Genomic DNA, 17,070 nt, shown 5'->3' with positions numbered 1-17,070 from the left:
CTACCCCTCCCGCACCAGATAAATGGTCGACAGCGGTGGCAGAGTTAGCAGTAATGAATGATTGTGATGATGGCTGCCTACTTCATGGCTATGAATACCGCCCTGATTACCCATATTGCTGCCACGATAAAATGCTGAATCGGAGTTCAACACTTCACGATAATGCCCGCTATGTGGGACGCCTACGCGGTAGTTATAACGTGGGACTGGCGTAAAATTACTAATAACAATCAGTTCGTTACCATCAGCGTCACGGCGCAGGAAAGCAAATACCGAGTTTTCATGATCATCCACCACCAACCACTCAAAACCAGCCGGTTGGTAATCCAACTCATAGAGTGGCGCATGCTGCTGATAACAATGGTTAAGGTCACGAACCCAGCGCTGCACTCCCTTATGCCAACCATTTTCGTCATCCAGCAAATGCCAGTCCAAACTGGTATCGAAATTCCACTCACGCCCTTGGGCGAATTCACATCCCATAAACAGCAATTTTTTGCCTGGATGCGCCCACATAAACCCATAGTAGGCCCGCAAGTTAGCGAATTTCTGCCATGCATCACCGGGCATTCGATCAAGGACTGAACGTTTGCCATGCACCACTTCATCGTGAGAGATCGGTAAAATAAAGTTCTCGGTATAGGCGTATAACATACCGAAAGTCATTAGATTATGGTGATATTTGCGGTGAACAGGGTCACATTGCAGATAATTGAGCGTGTCATGCATCCAGCCCATATTCCACTTGTAGTTAAAGCCCAATCCACCCGCATCAGGAGGTAATGTCACCCCTGGGAAGTCAGTAGACTCCTCAGCCATAGTGACACCGCCGGAGCGCTCAACACCGATGGTATGGTTGGTGTAACGCAAGAAGGCAATCGCCTCGAGATTTTCGCGCCCACCGTAATAATTGGGCACCCATTGTCCTTCGGCACGGCTGTAATCGCGGTAAATCATTGAAGCAACAGCATCAATACGTAATGCATCAATGCCAAAACGCTCCATCCAGTAAAATGCATTCCCCGCTAAATAGTTGCGAACTTCATTGCGACCATAGTTATAAATCAGGGTATTCCAGTCCTGATGGTAGCCTTCACGCGGATCGGCATATTCATATAATGCTGTTCCATCGAACGTCGATAAACCATGCTCATCACTAGGGAAATGACCCGGAACCCAGTCAAGAATGACGTTAATTCCTGCCTCATGGAATTTGGCGACAAAATCTTTGAAATCTTGTGGTGTGCCGAACCGGCGAGTCGGTGCGTACAATCCCAGCGGTTGATAGCCCCAACTACCATCAAACGGATGCTCATTAATCGGCAGCAATTCCACATGGGTAAAGCCCATATATTTGACGTATTCGACCAATTGATCGGCTAATTCGCCATAACTGAGCCAAAAGTTATTGTCGGTATGGCGTCGCCACGAACCAAGATGGACTTCATAAATAGAAATAGGTGAACGCAAGTCATTGGCTTTTTGTCGGGTGGGAGTATTTTCGACCACGTCGGGCAACGGACTGATCAATGAGGCTGTTTCTGGTCGCATCTGGGCTTTAAAGGCGTAAGGATCCGCTTTTAACCGCACCTGACCGTGGCAATCTATTATCTCAAACTTATACAACTGCCCCGCTTGCACGCCGGGCAGAAATAGCTCCCAAATACCATTTTCTCGCCGTAACCGCATTGGGTGGCGACGACCATCCCAAAAATTAAATTCCCCCACCACAGAAACACGTTGAGCATTCGGTGCCCAAACCGCAAAACTGACCCCCGGCACCCTATCCAGACTCATCAAATGCGTCCCTAAGCGTTCATAAGGGCGTAGATGGGTACCTTCTGCTAATAACCAGGTATCGATATCCTGCAATAGTGTGCCGAATCGGTAGGGATCTTCGATGACTTGTGTGCTTTCTTGCCACGTAACGGCTAACTGATAACGGAAAGGTTTTTTACGCTGGGGGATGTTGGCAATGAAGAAACCACGCGGATCTTCACTCTGAAGTTGAACGACATTGCGCTGAGTTTCTGCTTCAACCAACCATACCTCTTTGGCATCCGGCAACAACGCACATACCTGTAATCCCCGCTCAGTTTGGTGCATACCCAAAACGGAAAAAGGGTCGGCATAATGGCCGGAAATAATCTGATTAATCACCTGACGGTCGGGAAGTACTGGCATATCTTCTTCCTTTGATTAACATCATGATTTTATGCAAAATTTTAGGCCCACAACTAAAATTCAGCATATTAATCATGCAATCCATTTAATGTATTAGGCATGATCAAGGTCAATAAATAGACTTAACGCCTCAACCTGTCTTTATGATTGCACACTTAGCAATAGGATTTTTCTCACCCAAACTATAAGCATAGTCAATAAGAGCTAAAAAAATTGGCTTATGATTAATGAAATTTTTTCTCACGCAAATAAGTGAAAAAAAAGAAGATTAAGCTGTGCAAGAAACACATATGTGATGGAAATGCCGTTATGAGTCGCACAAAGAAACTGTGATACTCGCCAGACGAAATGAGCAAAACAACAAGCTGACACGGTTTTTAGCCCCATAGGGCTTTTTTGTTGAAACAAGGTGCGGGTTAACTTCTCTGTCGAGAAATCTGGCTACAATAGCAGCAGCTATAAATAATCTTAGTAATAACAGTGGTCATCCAACATGGGCGTTAGCCAGATCGAACTGATTTTTTCCCTTTTACAACAGATGTGTGTCTATCTGGTCATCGCTTATCTGTTGAGTAAAACACCGCTATTTATCCCCTTAATGCATGTTACCATTAGGTTGCCCCATAAACTGGTGTGCTACCTCACGTTTTCCATGTTTTGCATCATGGGAACCTATTTTGGTTTGCATATTGATGACTCCATCGCCAATACCCGCGCTATCGGTGCCGTATTGGGTGGCGTGCTAGGGGGGCCATCAGTCGGTTTTCTGGTGGGTCTGACCGGGGGGTTACATCGCTACTCTATGGGAGGAATGACCGCCACCGCCTGTATGTTATCTACCATCACCGAAGGGTTATTAGGCGGGCTACTCCATAGCTATCTGATCCGCAAAAATCGCCTTGACCTGTTATTCCAGCCTTTGGTTGTCGCCGCTATTACCTTGGTAGCCGAAGTCCTGCAAATGTTGATTATTCTGGCAGTGGCGCGCCCCTTCCATGAAGCGGTCGAATTGGTTGAGAACATTGCCTTGCCCATGATGATAACTAACACCATCGGTGCCGCGATGTTTATGCGTATCTTATTGGATCGGCGTGCTATTTTCGAAAAATACACCACCGCATTCTCAGCTAAAGCGTTACAAATTGCCGCGCGGACAGAAGGGTTATTACGCCACGGTTTTGATCAGCAAAACAGCATGCGAGTAGCGCGTATTTTGTATGAAGAACTGGGTGTGGGCGCGGTAGCAATCACTGACCGTGAGAAACTGCTGGCGTTTATTGGCACTGGTTCAGACCATCATAAAGTGGGAGGAGCCATTACTTCCGACCATACCCACCGGGCGATTGAGCTGAATCAGGTGGTCTACGCCGACGGCAACGCCGTGCCCTATACCTGTTCAATTTCACCGACCTGTAAGCTAGGTTCCACCTTGGTTATCCCGTTGCGCGGAGAAGAGCATCGGGTGATTGGTAGCATCAAACTGTATGAGCCAAAAAGTAAGCTATTCTCCAGTATTAACCGCACATTGGGTGAAGGCATTGCTCACCTGCTATCGGCACAAATTCTGGCCGGTGAGTTTGAGCAGCAAAAGCAGATGTTGGCACAATCCGAAATCAAACTGCTTCACGCGCAGGTCAATCCGCATTTCCTGTTTAATGCGCTCAATACTCTGTCGGTGGTGATCCGGCGCAATCCAGACCATGCCCGTAAACTGGTACTGTCTCTGTCGACATTTTTCCGTAAAAACCTTAAACGCAGTCATGATGTGGTTACACTGAGTGATGAGATTGAACATGTGAATGCTTATCTGGAAATAGAAAAAGCGCGGTTTGCCGATCGCCTGAGTGTTGAAATTTCATTACCAGATGAGTTGATGGAGGCGCGTTTACCGGCATTTTCGCTACAACCGGTGGTGGAAAATGCCATCAAACACGGTATTTCGCAGATGTTCAGCAATGGTCGTATCACCTTGCACGGCAAGTTGGATGACCATGTTCTGGTGCTGGAAGTTGAAGATAATGCCGGATTATATCAACCGCGGCCAAATGGTGATGGGCTGGGTATGAACCTTGTGGATCGGCGGATTAAAGTGCGTTATGGCAGTGAATACGGTTTAACCGTAATAAATAAAGCTGAGAAATTCACCCGTATCATCATTAAACTGCCGTTTATCACCGCAAGTGAGAGCTAACCTGCGGATAGCTTTTTACGCGTAATGATATTCACCATATTAAGCACTGCGGCGGAGTGTTCATGCCGCCGCCATGCCAAAGTAATCTTGGTTTTTAATAGGCTGTCATCAATCTCATGATAAGTGACATTATTTGCCTGAATAGTTGTGAGCGAACGGGGTACCAGAGTAAAACCAAAACCGGCAGAAACCATACCAATCGCCGAGACCATCTGTGGCGATTGCTGCCCTAACTCGGGTTGAAACCCTGCGCGATAGCAAGCTGTCATAATAGCATCATATAATCCGGGGCCGACTTCCCGTGGGAAAATAATCAGTTTTTCATGCTGTAGTGCTTGCAGATTGATTTGTGGTAAACGGTGCAGCGGATGATTATGTGGCAGTACCAACAGCATATCTTCCTCTACCAGCACCTTACAGGTGAATTCATTACTGGCATCACAGGGTTGGCGAATAAAAGCCACATCAATATGTCTGTTACGTAAATCATTCATTAACACCGGCATGGTCTCTTCGCTGGGCGACAATATCACCTCCGGATATTTATCCCGATAAGCATGGAGCAATTGTAAGACGATGGGCTGAAATGCTGTCGAGCTGGCAAAACCTACCCGCAGTTTACCCGTTTCCCCCCGTGCAATACTTTTAACCCGTTTTATCGCTTCATCCGTCAACGTCAATATATGACAAGCATCCTCATAGAACACTTTCCCCGCATTGGTCAATTCGACCCCTCGCGTCAACCGGCGCAGTAGTGGTGTGCCTATTTCTTGCTCCAATTTTTGAATCTGTTGGCTCAGTGGGGGCTGTGAAATACCCAGCATTTCGGCTGCTCGGGTGAAGTGCCGAGCTGAAGCCACTGCAACAAAATAGCGTAGATAACGTAATTCCATATATTTTTGATATCGAAAAAGTGGGATTCCTATATTGGTACTTATGCTCTTTCGGCGTCAACCTTATATATAAATATAATTTATGTTACAAAAAAGTGAAGAAGAATATGACTGAATCAATGACATCGCATTGCTCGTGTGCTCAAGAGGTGACTGAAAGCTTTATCACCTATCAGGGACAGCATCCCGATTGCGCCATTTACCAGACATCGCTGATGAGCGCATTGATTGGCGGAGTTTATGAAGGCCAGGTTACGATGGCTGAGTTATTGAAATACGGCGATTTTGGATTAGGAACATTTAACAATCTTGATGGCGAACTCGTTGCATTAAACAGTAAAATTTATCAATTGCGATCCGACGGCAGCGCCCGCTCAGCCCAACCACAGCAGAAAACCCCCTTTGCAGTAATGACCTTTTTTCAACCGACTGAAAAACGCCAATTCGAGCATAAAATGAGCCGGGAGCAGCTCCACAAAGTGATTAACGATGTTGCCGCAACAGACAATCTGTTTTGCGCACTCCGTATTGATGGCAAGTTCAGCCATGTCGAAACCCGTACAGTGCCACGCCAACAACGTCCCTATAAACCCATGCTTGAAGCTATCGCCGAACAACCCACCTTCGAGTTTGAACATCAAAGTGGCGTGATCATTGGTTTTCGCAGCCCCAAATATACCCAAGGTATTAATGTTGCTGGCTATCACGAACATTTTATTACCGATGATCGCAACGGGGGTGGCCACGTACTGGATTACCAACTGGAAAACGGCATTCTGACCTTTGGTACTGTCGCCAAATTGGTTATCGACCTGCCGCAGGAACCTGATTTCCTTACAGCAAATCTTTCCCCACAGAATCTCAACAGCATGATATGCGCCGTAGAGAGTTAATCCACCGTATAAAGCGAAGACATACATCCTAAATAATTCGAGTTGCAGGAAGGCGGCAAACGAGAGAGTCCCGATGAGCTTACATAAGTAAGTGATTCGGGTGACAAATCGGTCTGGAACCGATTTGAACGCTGTTTGCAGCGGCTTCGCAAAGGCGTGGCCCATGGACGGGCCGAGTAACGAGCGTAGCCAACGCACATGCAGCTTGAAGTATGACGGATATAAAAGGACAACATATCATGATAAATGAACCTAATATTCTGACCTGGAAAAGCGGTGCCGATCTGGTGGTTAATCATTTAGAGCAGCAAGGTGTGAAACAGGTATTTGGCATTCCGGGGGCTAAAATTGATCGGGTATTTGATTCACTGGAAGATTCCAGCATCAACACCATCGTGGTACGTCATGAAGCGAATGCCGCCTTTATGGCGGCTGCTGTTGGCCGATTGACCGGTAAAGCCGGTGTCGCGCTGGTGACCTCCGGGCCGGGTTGTGCCAATCTGGTTACCGGCCTCTCTACGGCGACCTCCGAAGGGGATCCGGTCGTGGCCTTGGGTGGTGCAGTTAAACGCTCCGATAGCCTGAAAATAACGCATCAAAGTTTGGATACCGTGAGCATCTTCCGCCCAGTAACCAAATTTAGCGCCGAAGTGACAGCTTCTGCGGCACTTTGCGAAGTGCTGGGTAATGCCTTCAGAAGCGCTGAGTTTGGCAGACAGGGCGCCGCCTTTGTCAGTCTGCCACAAGATATTCTCAATAAACCCATCACCGGACAGGCGCTAATTCATCGAGTTTGCCCACAAAGCGGTAGCGCACCACTCAATGAAATTATTGCTGTCGCTAAATTACTTAATCAGGCTAAAAATCCCGTCTTGTTACTGGGATTGATGGCGAGCCAACCAGCCAATGCGCAAGCGATCCGGCGCTTGCTTCATCACAGCAAAATACCGGTTACTAGCACCTATCAAGCCGCTGGTGTCGTTGACCAAGCGCATTTCGACCATTTTGCTGGCCGGGTAGGGTTATTTAATAATCAGGCGGGCGATAAGCTACTGCAACAAGCTGATTTGATTATCACTATCGGTTATAGCCCGGTGGAATATGATCCCGCGTTATGGAACAACGGCCGGGCAACATTGATACATCTGGATATTTTACCCGCTGAGATAGATGTAGCTTATCAGCCCGAAAAAGAGCTATTGGGTGATATCGCCGCCACATTGGAAGTACTCAATCAGCAGATACATGGCCCGATAATTTTAACCTCTCAAACACAGGCAATACTGGAAGATCGCTGTCGTCAACGGCGCGACCTGGCCAATCGTGCGGATAAAATGAGTGGTTTCGCTATCCATCCACTGCGACTGGTGCGGGCAATGCAGGATATTGTCAACAATGACGTAACACTCTGTGTCGATATGGGGAGTTTCCATATTTGGATTGCCCGCTATCTCTACAGCTTCCGTGCCCGGCAAATTTTAATGTCAAATGGCCAGCAGACTATGGGCGTCGCCCTGCCGTGGGCCATTGCGGCTGCACTGATAAATCCGCAGCAAAAAGTAGTTTCTGTCTCTGGGGATGGGGGTTTTATGCAATCCAGCATGGAGTTAGAAACTGCGGTACGGCTTAAAAGTAACCTACTACATATCATCTGGGTGGATAACGGTTACAACATGGTGGAAATTCAGGAGCAGAAGAAATACCACCGCTCATCTGGTGTCAGTTTTGGTCCGATAGATTTTAAAATGTATGCAGAATCCTTTGGTGCAAAAGGCTTTGCTGTTGAATCTGCTGATGAGTTAACGGTTAAATTACACCAGGCAATGGATACTCAAGGCCCGGCCGTCATCGCCATTCCGGTTGATTATTCAGATAACTACCGCTTGATGGAAGAACTGAACATCAGCCAGCTGTTGTAATTGTGGCCGTCTTTATTAATACGTTATCCCAGCAACAATGCCGCAATAAAAAAGCCCTGACTATAAGGTCGGGGCTTGTCATCATGATTAGAAAGTAAATTACAGCAAAATTCGCAGCATACGGCGCAGTGGTTCAGCAGCGCCCCATAATAATTGGTCACCGACGGTGAAGGCGGAAAGATATTCCGGCCCCATATTCAGTTTACGCAGACGACCCACCGGAGTATTCAAGGTACCGGTCACCGCAGCAGGGGTCAGTTCGCGCATACTCAACTCGCGATCATTCGGGATAACGCGGACCCAGTCATTGTGAGTTGCCAGCAGTTGTTCGATTTCTGGCAGCGGCACATCTTTTTTCAGCTTCAGTGTAAAAGCCTGGCTATGGCAACGCAGTGCGCCGATACGAACACACAGACCATCAACCGGGATAACACTGCCGGTATTCAAAATCTTGTTGGTTTCAGCCTGGCCTTTCCACTCTTCACGACTCTGGCCGTTATCCAGCGCTTTGTCGATCCACGGAATTAAACTACCCGCCAATGGCACGCCAAAGTTGTCGGTCGGCAATTTGCCACTGCGAGTGGCCGCAGTCACTTTACGTTCGATATCCAAAATAGCCGAGGCGGGATCTTGCAGCTCTTTTGCCACATCAGCGTGCAACATACCCATTTGGGTCAGCAATTCGCGCATGTGACGAGCACCACCACCAGAGGCTGCCTGATAAGTCGCAACAGATGCCCACTCAACCAAATCATTAGCAAACAAACCGCCTAATGACATCAGCATCAGGCTGACGGTACAGTTGCCACCAGCAAAGGTCTTGATACCTTTATCTAGCCCCTGTTGAATGACACCGTGGTTCACCGGGTCCAGAATGATAATTGCGTCATCTTGCATACGAAGAGAGGACGCGGCGTCAATCCAATAACCTTGCCAGCCAGTTTCTCGCAGCTTTGGATAAATTTCGTTGGTATAGTCTCCCCCCTGGCAAGTGATGATAATATCCAATGCACTCAACGCATCAATATCATAAGCGTCTTGCAACGTACCTTGCTGACCCGTGAAAGAGGGCGCTGCTTGGCCGTGTTGAGAGGTAGAGAAAAAGACCGGGCGGATCCCGTCAAAGTCGCGTTCTTCAATCATGCGTTGCATGAGTACTGAGCCGACCATACCGCGCCAGCCGATAAAACCAACGTTTTTCATGTTTACTGCCCTGCCTTGGAAGGTGACACCGATTAATGGATGTCTGTCTCGCATCGCTGCTGATGCATACGGCAAACTGACGAGGACAGACCTGATACCACCTTACAAAATATGGACAAAGTGGCAAGTTAAATTATTCGATACCAGAATGATTCAAAGCAATCTTCCTAATATGTGACTTTGACTGGCGGGAAACGCCAGTTATTTTGATTTTTTTGAGGTAATAATGACAGAGATGATTGCGGCAACGGTGTTGCTGTTTTTGATTATGGATCCGCTGGGTAATTTACCGATTTTTATGTCGGTGCTTAAACATCTGGAACCTAAACGGCGGCGAGTGGTGTTGATTCGCGAATTGCTGATCGCACTCATATTGATGCTGATTTTCCTGTTCGCTGGCGAGAAGATTCTGGCGTTCTTAAATTTGCGTACGGAAACAGTATCAATATCTGGCGGTATTATTTTGTTTTTAATCGCGATTAAGATGATTTTCCCCTCTCCCGAGAGCAGTGTTACCGGGCTATCGGCCGGGGAAGAGCCTTTTCTGGTTCCGCTCGCCATCCCATTAGTGGCAGGCCCGTCTATTCTGGCGACCCTGATGCTGCTATCCCATCAATATCCTAACCAGCTTAGCCATTTGGTGCTGGCATTGATGATTGCCTGGGGTTTATCTGCGGCGATTCTACTGATGTCGAATCTGTTTCTGCGCTTATTGGGTAGTAAAGGTGTTAGCGCATTGGAGCGCCTGATGGGATTAATTTTGGTGATGTTATCAACGCAGATGTTTTTGGATGGCGTGCGCGCGTATCTGACAAAATGAATTTACGCGCCCGTTGACGGCAAAGTTATTGATAGCTCGGTGAGTGAAGGGTTTAACGCACCCAAGGGGCGATTCCCTTCATTCAACTTTGCCAACAGTTTGCATCACGCGATGATTAGTTCTGTTTTTCCAGTGCCAACACACAGCGCTGCACAACTTCATCAATATCTGCATCAATATCCACACAGATAACATCCGGCTCTTCTGACCCCGGCTCTTCCAATGCTTCAAACTGACTTTTTAATAAATCAGTAGGCATAAAATGGCCGGAGCGGGCTTTTAGCCGTTCCATAATCACATCAAAACTGCCCTTTAGGTATAAAAACACCATTTCCGGGTTACCTTCTCGCAGCCGATCGCGATAACGCCGTTTCAGTGCTGAGCAGACAATAATGCCGCTTTCATTCTTGTGGTGCAGGCTATAAGCCGCGTCGCTTAGGCGCTCTAACCACGGCATGCGATCTTCATCATTGAGAGGATGCCCACTGCCCATTTTCTGAATATTGGCGCGGGGATGCAGGTCATCACCGTCAATAAATTTGGCGTGAATCCGGCGGGCTACAGCTTCACCCACAGTCGTTTTTCCGCTACCCGATACACCCATCACGATAATGCTACGTCCTGCCATAATGTTGATCTCTATCTCAGAATAGGAATTTTACCACTCGCTATGGTTCCGTATTTTACCATGTTACCGGTATCATGATACCGGTAACAAATGGAGATGTGACTTTTATCACACCGGATAGACATCGTCATTGGACTCAATCGCGCAATCACGCTGGCTCCAGCTGACTGTAACCATAATAAAAAGCGATACATATACTCTAAATAAATGGAGAAATACTATGCCATTAGTCATTGTCGCGGTTGGCGTTGCCATGCTGCTGTTACTGATGATCCGTTTCAAGCTCAACGGATTTATCTCACTGATACTGGTCGCTCTGGCGGTGGGTGTTATGCAAGGGATGCCGGTCGACAAGGTTGTCGGCTCGATCAAAGCAGGGGTCGGTGGAACGCTGGGCAGCCTGGCGCTCATTATGGGCTTCGGTGCCATGCTGGGTAAGTTGCTGGCGGACTGTGGTGGCGCTCAACGAATTGCCACTACTCTGATTGATAAATTTGGTAAAAAACATATTCAGTGGGCGGTCGTTCTCACCGGTTTTACTGTCGGTTTTGCCCTATTCTATGAAGTTGGTTTTGTGTTGTTGTTGCCGCTGGTATTCAGTATCGCCGCTTCAGCTCGTATTCCATTGTTATATGTGGGTGTCCCGATGGCCGCAGCGTTATCAGTGACTCACGGCTTCTTACCCCCTCACCCCGGCCCAACCGCTATTGCCACCATTTTCCACGCCGACATGGGTAAAACTCTGTTATATGGAACGTTATTGGCTATTCCAACGGTAATTTTGGCCGGCCCGGTATTCGCTCGTTTCCTGAAAGGCATTGATAAACCGGTACCTGAAGGGCTGTATAACCCGAAAACATTTACCGATGAAGAAATGCCAAGTTTTGGCGTCAGTGTCAGCACCGCGCTGGTGCCGGTTATTTTGATGGCAATGCGGGCGGTGGCAGAGATGATTTTGCCCAAAGGCCACCCGGTTCTCTCCTATGCCGAGTTCTTGGGCGACCCGGTTATCGCCACATTGATCGCCGTGTTAATCGCGATTTTCACCTTTGGCTTAAACCGTGGCCGTTCAATGGAATCGGTGATGGACACGGTGACCGACTCCATCAAAATCATTGCGATGATGCTATTGGTTATCGGTGGCGGTGGAGCTTTCAAACAGGTTTTAGTCGACAGCGGTGTTGACCATTACATCGCCAGCATGATGAACAGCAGCGGGCTATCACCAATTCTGATGGCATGGTCGATTGCAGCCGCGCTACGTATTGCACTGGGTTCTGCCACTGTGGCCGCCATTACGGCAGGCGGGATTGTGGCCCCTCTTATTGCTACCACCGGGGCTAGCCCTGAATTGATGGTGATTGCAGTGGGTTCAGGTAGTGTGATTTTCTCTCACGTCAACGATCCGGGTTTCTGGCTATTTAAAGAATACTTTAACCTGACTATCGTCGAGACTTTCAAATCATGGTCAGTGCTGGAAACCATTATATCGGTCTGCGGATTGGTTGGCTGTCTGTTATTAGCAATGGTGATATAGCATTAGTGATATAACATTAGTGATATAACATTAGTGATATACAACAGTGACTTAGATACTGCCACCGGGGAGAATGGTGAAACCAACATCAACCATCTTGGGTGTAACCACCTCTCCGCGTAGCCGGGCCAGTAAGCGCTCGGCACCAATTTGCCCCATTCTCTCGCGCGGGGTCAGTACACTAGCGAGTTTCGGAACCATCGACTGGCCAATATCATGCCCGTGGAAACCGGCTATCGCCATATCATGCGGAATAGAAAGTCCTTGACGCTGGCATTCAAATACCGCGCCAATGGCCAGGTCGTCATTGGTGCAAAAAATACTGTCAATCTGCGGATAATTCACCTGAGCCTCGCGCAATAACTCAGCCCCAGCTGAATATGATGAGGAACGGCTAGTCATCACACTCATCGGCTCCAAGCCGGACTCTCGCATCGCCTGCTCATAACCTTGTTGCTTAATCACCGTTCGCTCATCCTGACGCGCACCAAAATACACTACGAAGCGGTGACCTTTGGCGATAATCTGCTGAGTCATCTGTCTTGCGGCTTCAAAGTTATTAAAACCCACGGCTAAATCAATGCAAGGCGAAGAACAATCCATCAGTTCAATAACAGGGATGCCCGCAACCTCAATCATTTTCAAGGTACGCGCCGTATGATGGCGCTCGGAAAGGATTAACCCATCAATATTGTAAGAAAGTAGCGAGGTCAACCGCTGCTCTTCCCGTTCTTTCTGATAGCCATAATGTGCCAACATGGTTTGATAGCCATGCGCATCTGTCACGCTTTCAATACCTCTGAGTACCTCGGCAAAAACCTGGTTAGTTAATGATGGCAGTAATACGCCAATAGCATGGCTGGTTGCGTTGGAAAGGATATCGGGAGCACGATTAGGGATGTAGCCAAGTTCGTCTAGCGCCAGTGCAATTTTTTCCCGCAACACAGCAGAAACTTGCTCTGGATTGCGCAAATAACGGCTGACGGTCATTTTAGTGACCCCAACCATATCGGCAACGTCTTGTAGCACTGGCCTTTTTTTCTTCATTATCAATGAACTGAGGCAGAGTAAACGGGGTGCCATTCTAGCAAAGAAAAGGGTATGGCGCGATGCACATACCCTTTTTTACTTAGGAAGATCAAACTTAAACTGGCGGCAAATCAAACAGCAAGATTTCACTGTCTTCATCGGCATGAATAGAAAGAGCAGCTTCATCCCAGATAGCGAATGCATCGCTGGTGCCAGCACGGTGTCCATTGATAGACACATTGCCTCGTACGACCTGTATCCAGATACGGCGCTCTGCCTGAATCTGATAAATTGACTGCTCTTCACGTTTCAATGCCCAGCGCCACAGCGTCATATCCTGGAACACTTTTAGCGAGCCATCGCGGGCATCCGGAGATAGCACCAACTGCCGCCCTTGCGGAATATCGAACATTTGCTGTTCGTAACGAGGTTCCAAACCGGTCTTATTCGGGATAATCCAAATCTGGTACAAATGTAGCGGCTGGTCATCGCGGCCATTATATTCTGAATGGCGAATCCCCGTACCAGCACTCATTATCTGAAATTCACCCGCATGGATTTGTTCTTTGTTGCCCATACTATCCTGGTGTTCGACAGTACCGGACAACACATAAGTCAGGATTTCCATATCTTTATGCGGATGGGTACCAAATCCCTGACCTGCGTCGATAACATCTTCGTTAATGACACGTAGCGCTGAAAAACCCATAAATTCTGGATCGTAATAATCAGCGAATGAGAAGGTATGCCAGCTGTCCAGCCAACCGTGATTAGCATGGCCACGTTCTTCTGCTTTGCGTAAATAAATCATGTTCAGTTCTCCTCAACGTTTTCTTTAGTCTAGATGTCGTAGGAGAATATGAAAGCGCAAAAAACTCACTCCTCTGTTCAAAAAATTCGACTGATTAATAAGTTAAAGGACAAATGATTTGAGTTTGAAGTGATTAGCGGGAAAACAGGCAAAAAAAAAGCCAGCACCCGGCTGGCTAAGTAAACACTGGAAGCAATGTGAGCAATGTCGTGCCTTCGTAATGCGAACACCTAAACTTTGATGGTCTCATCTGAAAGCACGACAATGATAATCATTATCACTCTCACTTGTAAAGTGTTTTTTTTCGCCACTTGCAATATTATTGACTCCACTAAATAAAACGATATTTTATTAGGTAATTCAAACAGTAAGAGTAAGGGTATATTTATGGGAAATGTACAGATACGACATGTGGAATTCAGCGATTATCCCGCCTTGCAACAGCTATTTTCTCATCCACAGGTTTATCGAGACACATTACAACTTCCTCTACCTTCGCTTGAAATGTGGGCTAAAAAGATCAAAGAAATACCAGCCGGGATGCATAATTTAGTAGCATGCATTGATGAAGAGATCGTGGGTCAACTGACTGTTGAAGCAAATCAGCGTGCACGCCGACGTCATGTGGCAACTTTTGGTATTGCTGTTGATGTTAACTCTTGCAGGAAAGGTGTAGGCAGTGCATTGATGGCAGCCATGATTGACTTATGTGATAACTGGTTGAATATACAATGTATTGAACTAACTGTTTTTGTTGATAATCTGGCAGCAATCGCCCTCTATCGTAACTTTGGTTTTGAAATTGAAGGAACCAGCCCATGCTATGCCTTCCGTGACGGCCAATTTGTTGATGCTCACCATATGGGGCGGATAAAAATACCAGTCTAGCCAACAGGGGATAAGCGATATAGCTAATCCCCTGTAGTGACGGTCTAAACCTCGACGGTATACAAAGCAATAAATACACCGGTAATTTGAAAGATGATAAATATTACTAAATACCCGCTGTTTCTTTGATATAGCGGCGGGCTTTCACTGCATATTCAAATGGATTAGCAATCGCAGGATCTTGTTCTGCCTCGACCACCATCCATCCTTGATAACCTTTTTCATCCAACAATTTAAACACTGGACGGAAATCAATAACACCATCACCGGGAACTGTGAATGTGCCTTTTTTCACGCCATCAAGGAAACTGAGTTTTTTCGCTTTAACTTCCGCGACCACCTCATCACGAACATCTTTTAGATGAACATGATTAATACGCGGTAAGTATTTTTCTAAAATAGCTAACATCGCTTCCTGACTCCCTTCGGAATAATAGGCATGCCCAGTATCAAATAGCAGATAAACATCGTCGTTAACCATACTCATATAACGATCAATTTCTTCCGTGGTTTGAATACCTGTCCCCATATGATGGTGTAAGCACACCTGCATCCCTTTTGTCGCCGCTATTTTAGCAAGTTCGTTATAGCCCTCTGCAACACGTTGCCATTCAGTATCAGTAAAGTAAGGCTTCTCTTCAAAGATAGCTTTTGTGGTTCCCTGAATACTTTTACTTTGTTCTGAACAGCCTATAACTTTGGCCCCCATTGCATGGAGGAAATTCATGTGATTAGTAAATTCATCAATAGTTTTAGCGCGTTGACCATCAGCAAAGAAAGTACTAAACCAGGCATTGCAAATCTGCATACCGCGTAGTTCAAGCATAGGTTTCAATACGTTAGGATCTCGTGGATATTTACTGCCAACTTCACTGCCGATAAATCCGGCCAGTGCCATTTCACTAATACATTGTTGGAAGGTATTTTCTTTGCCTAAATCTGGCATATCGTCGTTCGTCCAACCAATAGGAGCGATTGCCAACTTCACACGATCTTTATTCATGATAAACCTCTGCAATACATCTAATTTGTACAGATGAATACAATTAAAAGGTGATTAATTGCCCGTCCTTTAATGCAAAAAATAGTCTTTATTCAAGCTTTAAATAGTGCTTAATGCTCAGATGTTTATAGGGTTTTATTTACCCAATAATTCGCGTTCAATTCGTTCGCGGGTAGCAACCGCCTGATGCACCATTTTTTCCGGATAACCAAAAAGAGAAGTCGCAATAATGGATTCACCACCAACTTTAAACGTCCGGTTGGCAAAATCCATATCACGTAAAGTCTGAAATAGCGCGGAGAAATCAACCTCTCCCTCGCCAATACCCACATGTTGATGAATAACAGCATCAACCCCGGGTGGATTCATAATATAACGGCAGTGTTTGGTGTGATTCATGGTATCGGCAATCAATACATGAGAAAGGTCATCGCCAGCATATTGCAACATACTGGCGACATCACCTTTGCCTTTATCGTAGAAAAATGTATGGGGAACGCTATAAAGGTATTTCACATTATCGCTGCGTAGTGATTTCACTAAATCTGCGGTTTCATTATTTTCTTCGCAGAAATCCCACGGATGAGATTGAATCTCGACCCGGATACCTTCGCGCTCAATAATCGGTAATAACTCTTCCATTGAGCGATACCACATCTCTTCACAAATTTCAGGCTCATTTGGGTCGCCAGAAAGTTCGGTGTTAATAACAGAAACGCCCATCTCAACAGCAATTTCAATCATTCTCTTCCAGTTGGTAACTGCCGCCTGTCGCCGAGCTTCAAGTGGCCCAGCCCAGCGATATACCACAATAAAAGATGATATTTCGACCCCAGTTTCCTTTAATGCTTTCTTATACTCAGCGACAACTTCACGGCCAGCTTTAGGGTGCTTATAAAACGGATTTAGTTGTGGGTGTGGTGACTGCTCAATATAGTCATATCCCCACTCCGCCACTTGGCGAACCATTTTAGTGATACCCAGTTCTTTAATGACATCAGCATCAAATGCAATCTTCATAGTGCTCCCGGTTTCACATGAAATAAGTGCAAGCTGGATATAGACCCGTTA

The 17,070-nt window shown here is 46.6% G+C and carries 14 protein-coding genes; 6 read left to right on the top strand and 8 right to left on the bottom strand.

Annotated elements, in window-relative coordinates; all coding sequences use genetic code 11:
• A complete protein-coding gene (gene glgB, locus ACF3VQ_RS00810) occupies positions 1–2,184 on the bottom strand; it encodes a 1,4-alpha-glucan branching protein GlgB (protein WP_392433022.1) in 2,184 nt (727 codons plus the stop codon).
• Positions 2,185–2,677: 493 nt separating this feature from the next.
• Between glgB and ACF3VQ_RS00805 the strand changes: the two genes are divergently transcribed.
• The gene (locus ACF3VQ_RS00805) at positions 2,678–4,375 is read left to right on the top strand and encodes a LytS/YhcK type 5TM receptor domain-containing protein (RefSeq protein ID WP_392433021.1); all 1,698 of its coding nucleotides are present in this window, start codon (positions 2,678–2,680) and stop codon (positions 4,373–4,375) included.
• On the opposite strand, the gene ACF3VQ_RS00800 is transcribed toward ACF3VQ_RS00805, so the two are convergent.
• Complete coding sequence (locus ACF3VQ_RS00800) at positions 4,372–5,268, bottom strand: LysR family transcriptional regulator (protein WP_392433020.1); 897 nt, start codon at positions 5,266–5,268, stop codon at positions 4,372–4,374. The two genes, ACF3VQ_RS00805 and ACF3VQ_RS00800, sit on opposite strands and share 4 nt — an antisense overlap.
• Positions 5,269–5,375: 107 nt before the next feature.
• Between ACF3VQ_RS00800 and budA the strand changes: the two genes are divergently transcribed.
• Both budA and alsS read left to right on the top strand, forming a co-directional pair.
• Entirely contained in the window at positions 5,376–6,161 is a 786-nt protein-coding gene (gene budA / locus ACF3VQ_RS00795; RefSeq protein ID WP_392433019.1) for an acetolactate decarboxylase, read from the top strand.
• A 239-nt stretch (positions 6,162–6,400) separates the two neighbouring features.
• Entirely contained in the window at positions 6,401–8,080 is a 1,680-nt protein-coding gene (gene alsS, locus ACF3VQ_RS00790) for an acetolactate synthase AlsS (protein ID WP_392433018.1), read from the top strand.
• A 99-nt stretch (positions 8,081–8,179) separates the two neighbouring features.
• Here the strand turns inward: alsS and asd are convergent, their stop codons facing one another.
• The gene (gene asd, locus ACF3VQ_RS00785) at positions 8,180–9,283 is read right to left on the bottom strand and encodes an aspartate-semialdehyde dehydrogenase (protein ID WP_392433017.1); all 1,104 of its coding nucleotides are present in this window, start codon (positions 9,281–9,283) and stop codon (positions 8,180–8,182) included.
• A 226-nt stretch (positions 9,284–9,509) separates the two neighbouring features.
• On the opposite strand from asd, the gene ACF3VQ_RS00780 reads away from it, so the two are divergent.
• Positions 9,510–10,103 carry a YhgN family NAAT transporter gene (locus tag ACF3VQ_RS00780; RefSeq protein WP_005174792.1) on the top strand — a complete coding sequence of 198 codons (594 nt, stop codon included), beginning with the start codon at positions 9,510–9,512 and terminating at the stop codon, positions 10,101–10,103.
• Between the two features lie 115 nt (positions 10,104–10,218).
• Here the strand turns inward: ACF3VQ_RS00780 and ACF3VQ_RS00775 are convergent, their stop codons facing one another.
• The gene (locus ACF3VQ_RS00775) at positions 10,219–10,731 is read right to left on the bottom strand and encodes a gluconokinase (RefSeq protein WP_019081569.1); all 513 of its coding nucleotides are present in this window, start codon (positions 10,729–10,731) and stop codon (positions 10,219–10,221) included.
• Positions 10,732–10,951: 220 nt separating this feature from the next.
• Here ACF3VQ_RS00775 and gntT point away from each other — a divergent pair, with 220 nt between their 5' ends.
• Positions 10,952–12,268 (top strand): gluconate transporter, encoded by a 1,317-nt coding sequence (gntT, locus tag ACF3VQ_RS00770; RefSeq protein ID WP_392433016.1) that lies wholly within the window; start codon positions 10,952–10,954, stop codon positions 12,266–12,268.
• A gap of 51 nt (positions 12,269–12,319) precedes the next feature.
• Here gntT and gntR read toward each other — a convergent pair whose 3' ends face one another.
• Complete coding sequence (gntR, locus tag ACF3VQ_RS00765) at positions 12,320–13,315, bottom strand: gluconate operon transcriptional repressor GntR (RefSeq protein ID WP_005174797.1); 996 nt, start codon at positions 13,313–13,315, stop codon at positions 12,320–12,322.
• 97 nt (positions 13,316–13,412) lie between these two features.
• On the bottom strand, positions 13,413–14,108 hold the full coding sequence (locus ACF3VQ_RS00760; protein WP_005174799.1) for a pirin family protein: 696 nt from the start codon (positions 14,106–14,108) through the stop codon (positions 13,413–13,415).
• Positions 14,109–14,495: 387 nt separating this feature from the next.
• Here ACF3VQ_RS00760 and ACF3VQ_RS00755 point away from each other — a divergent pair, with 387 nt between their 5' ends.
• Entirely contained in the window at positions 14,496–14,996 is a 501-nt protein-coding gene (locus ACF3VQ_RS00755) for a GNAT family N-acetyltransferase (RefSeq protein WP_392433015.1), read from the top strand.
• 106 nt (positions 14,997–15,102) lie between these two features.
• Here ACF3VQ_RS00755 and iolE read toward each other — a convergent pair whose 3' ends face one another.
• A complete protein-coding gene (gene iolE / locus ACF3VQ_RS00750; RefSeq protein ID WP_005174802.1) occupies positions 15,103–15,999 on the bottom strand; it encodes a myo-inosose-2 dehydratase in 897 nt (298 codons plus the stop codon).
• A 135-nt stretch (positions 16,000–16,134) separates the two neighbouring features.
• The gene (locus ACF3VQ_RS00745) at positions 16,135–17,019 is read right to left on the bottom strand and encodes a sugar phosphate isomerase/epimerase family protein (RefSeq protein ID WP_392433014.1); all 885 of its coding nucleotides are present in this window, start codon (positions 17,017–17,019) and stop codon (positions 16,135–16,137) included.
• Positions 17,020–17,070 lie beyond the last annotated feature (51 nt).

It is taken from the genome of Yersinia fenwicki, assembly GCF_043099325.1.
In the GTDB taxonomy this organism is placed as follows: domain Bacteria; phylum Pseudomonadota; class Gammaproteobacteria; order Enterobacterales; family Enterobacteriaceae; genus Yersinia.
Note: the sequence above shows the minus strand (reverse complement) of the source record. Positions and strands in the feature narration are given on the sequence as shown.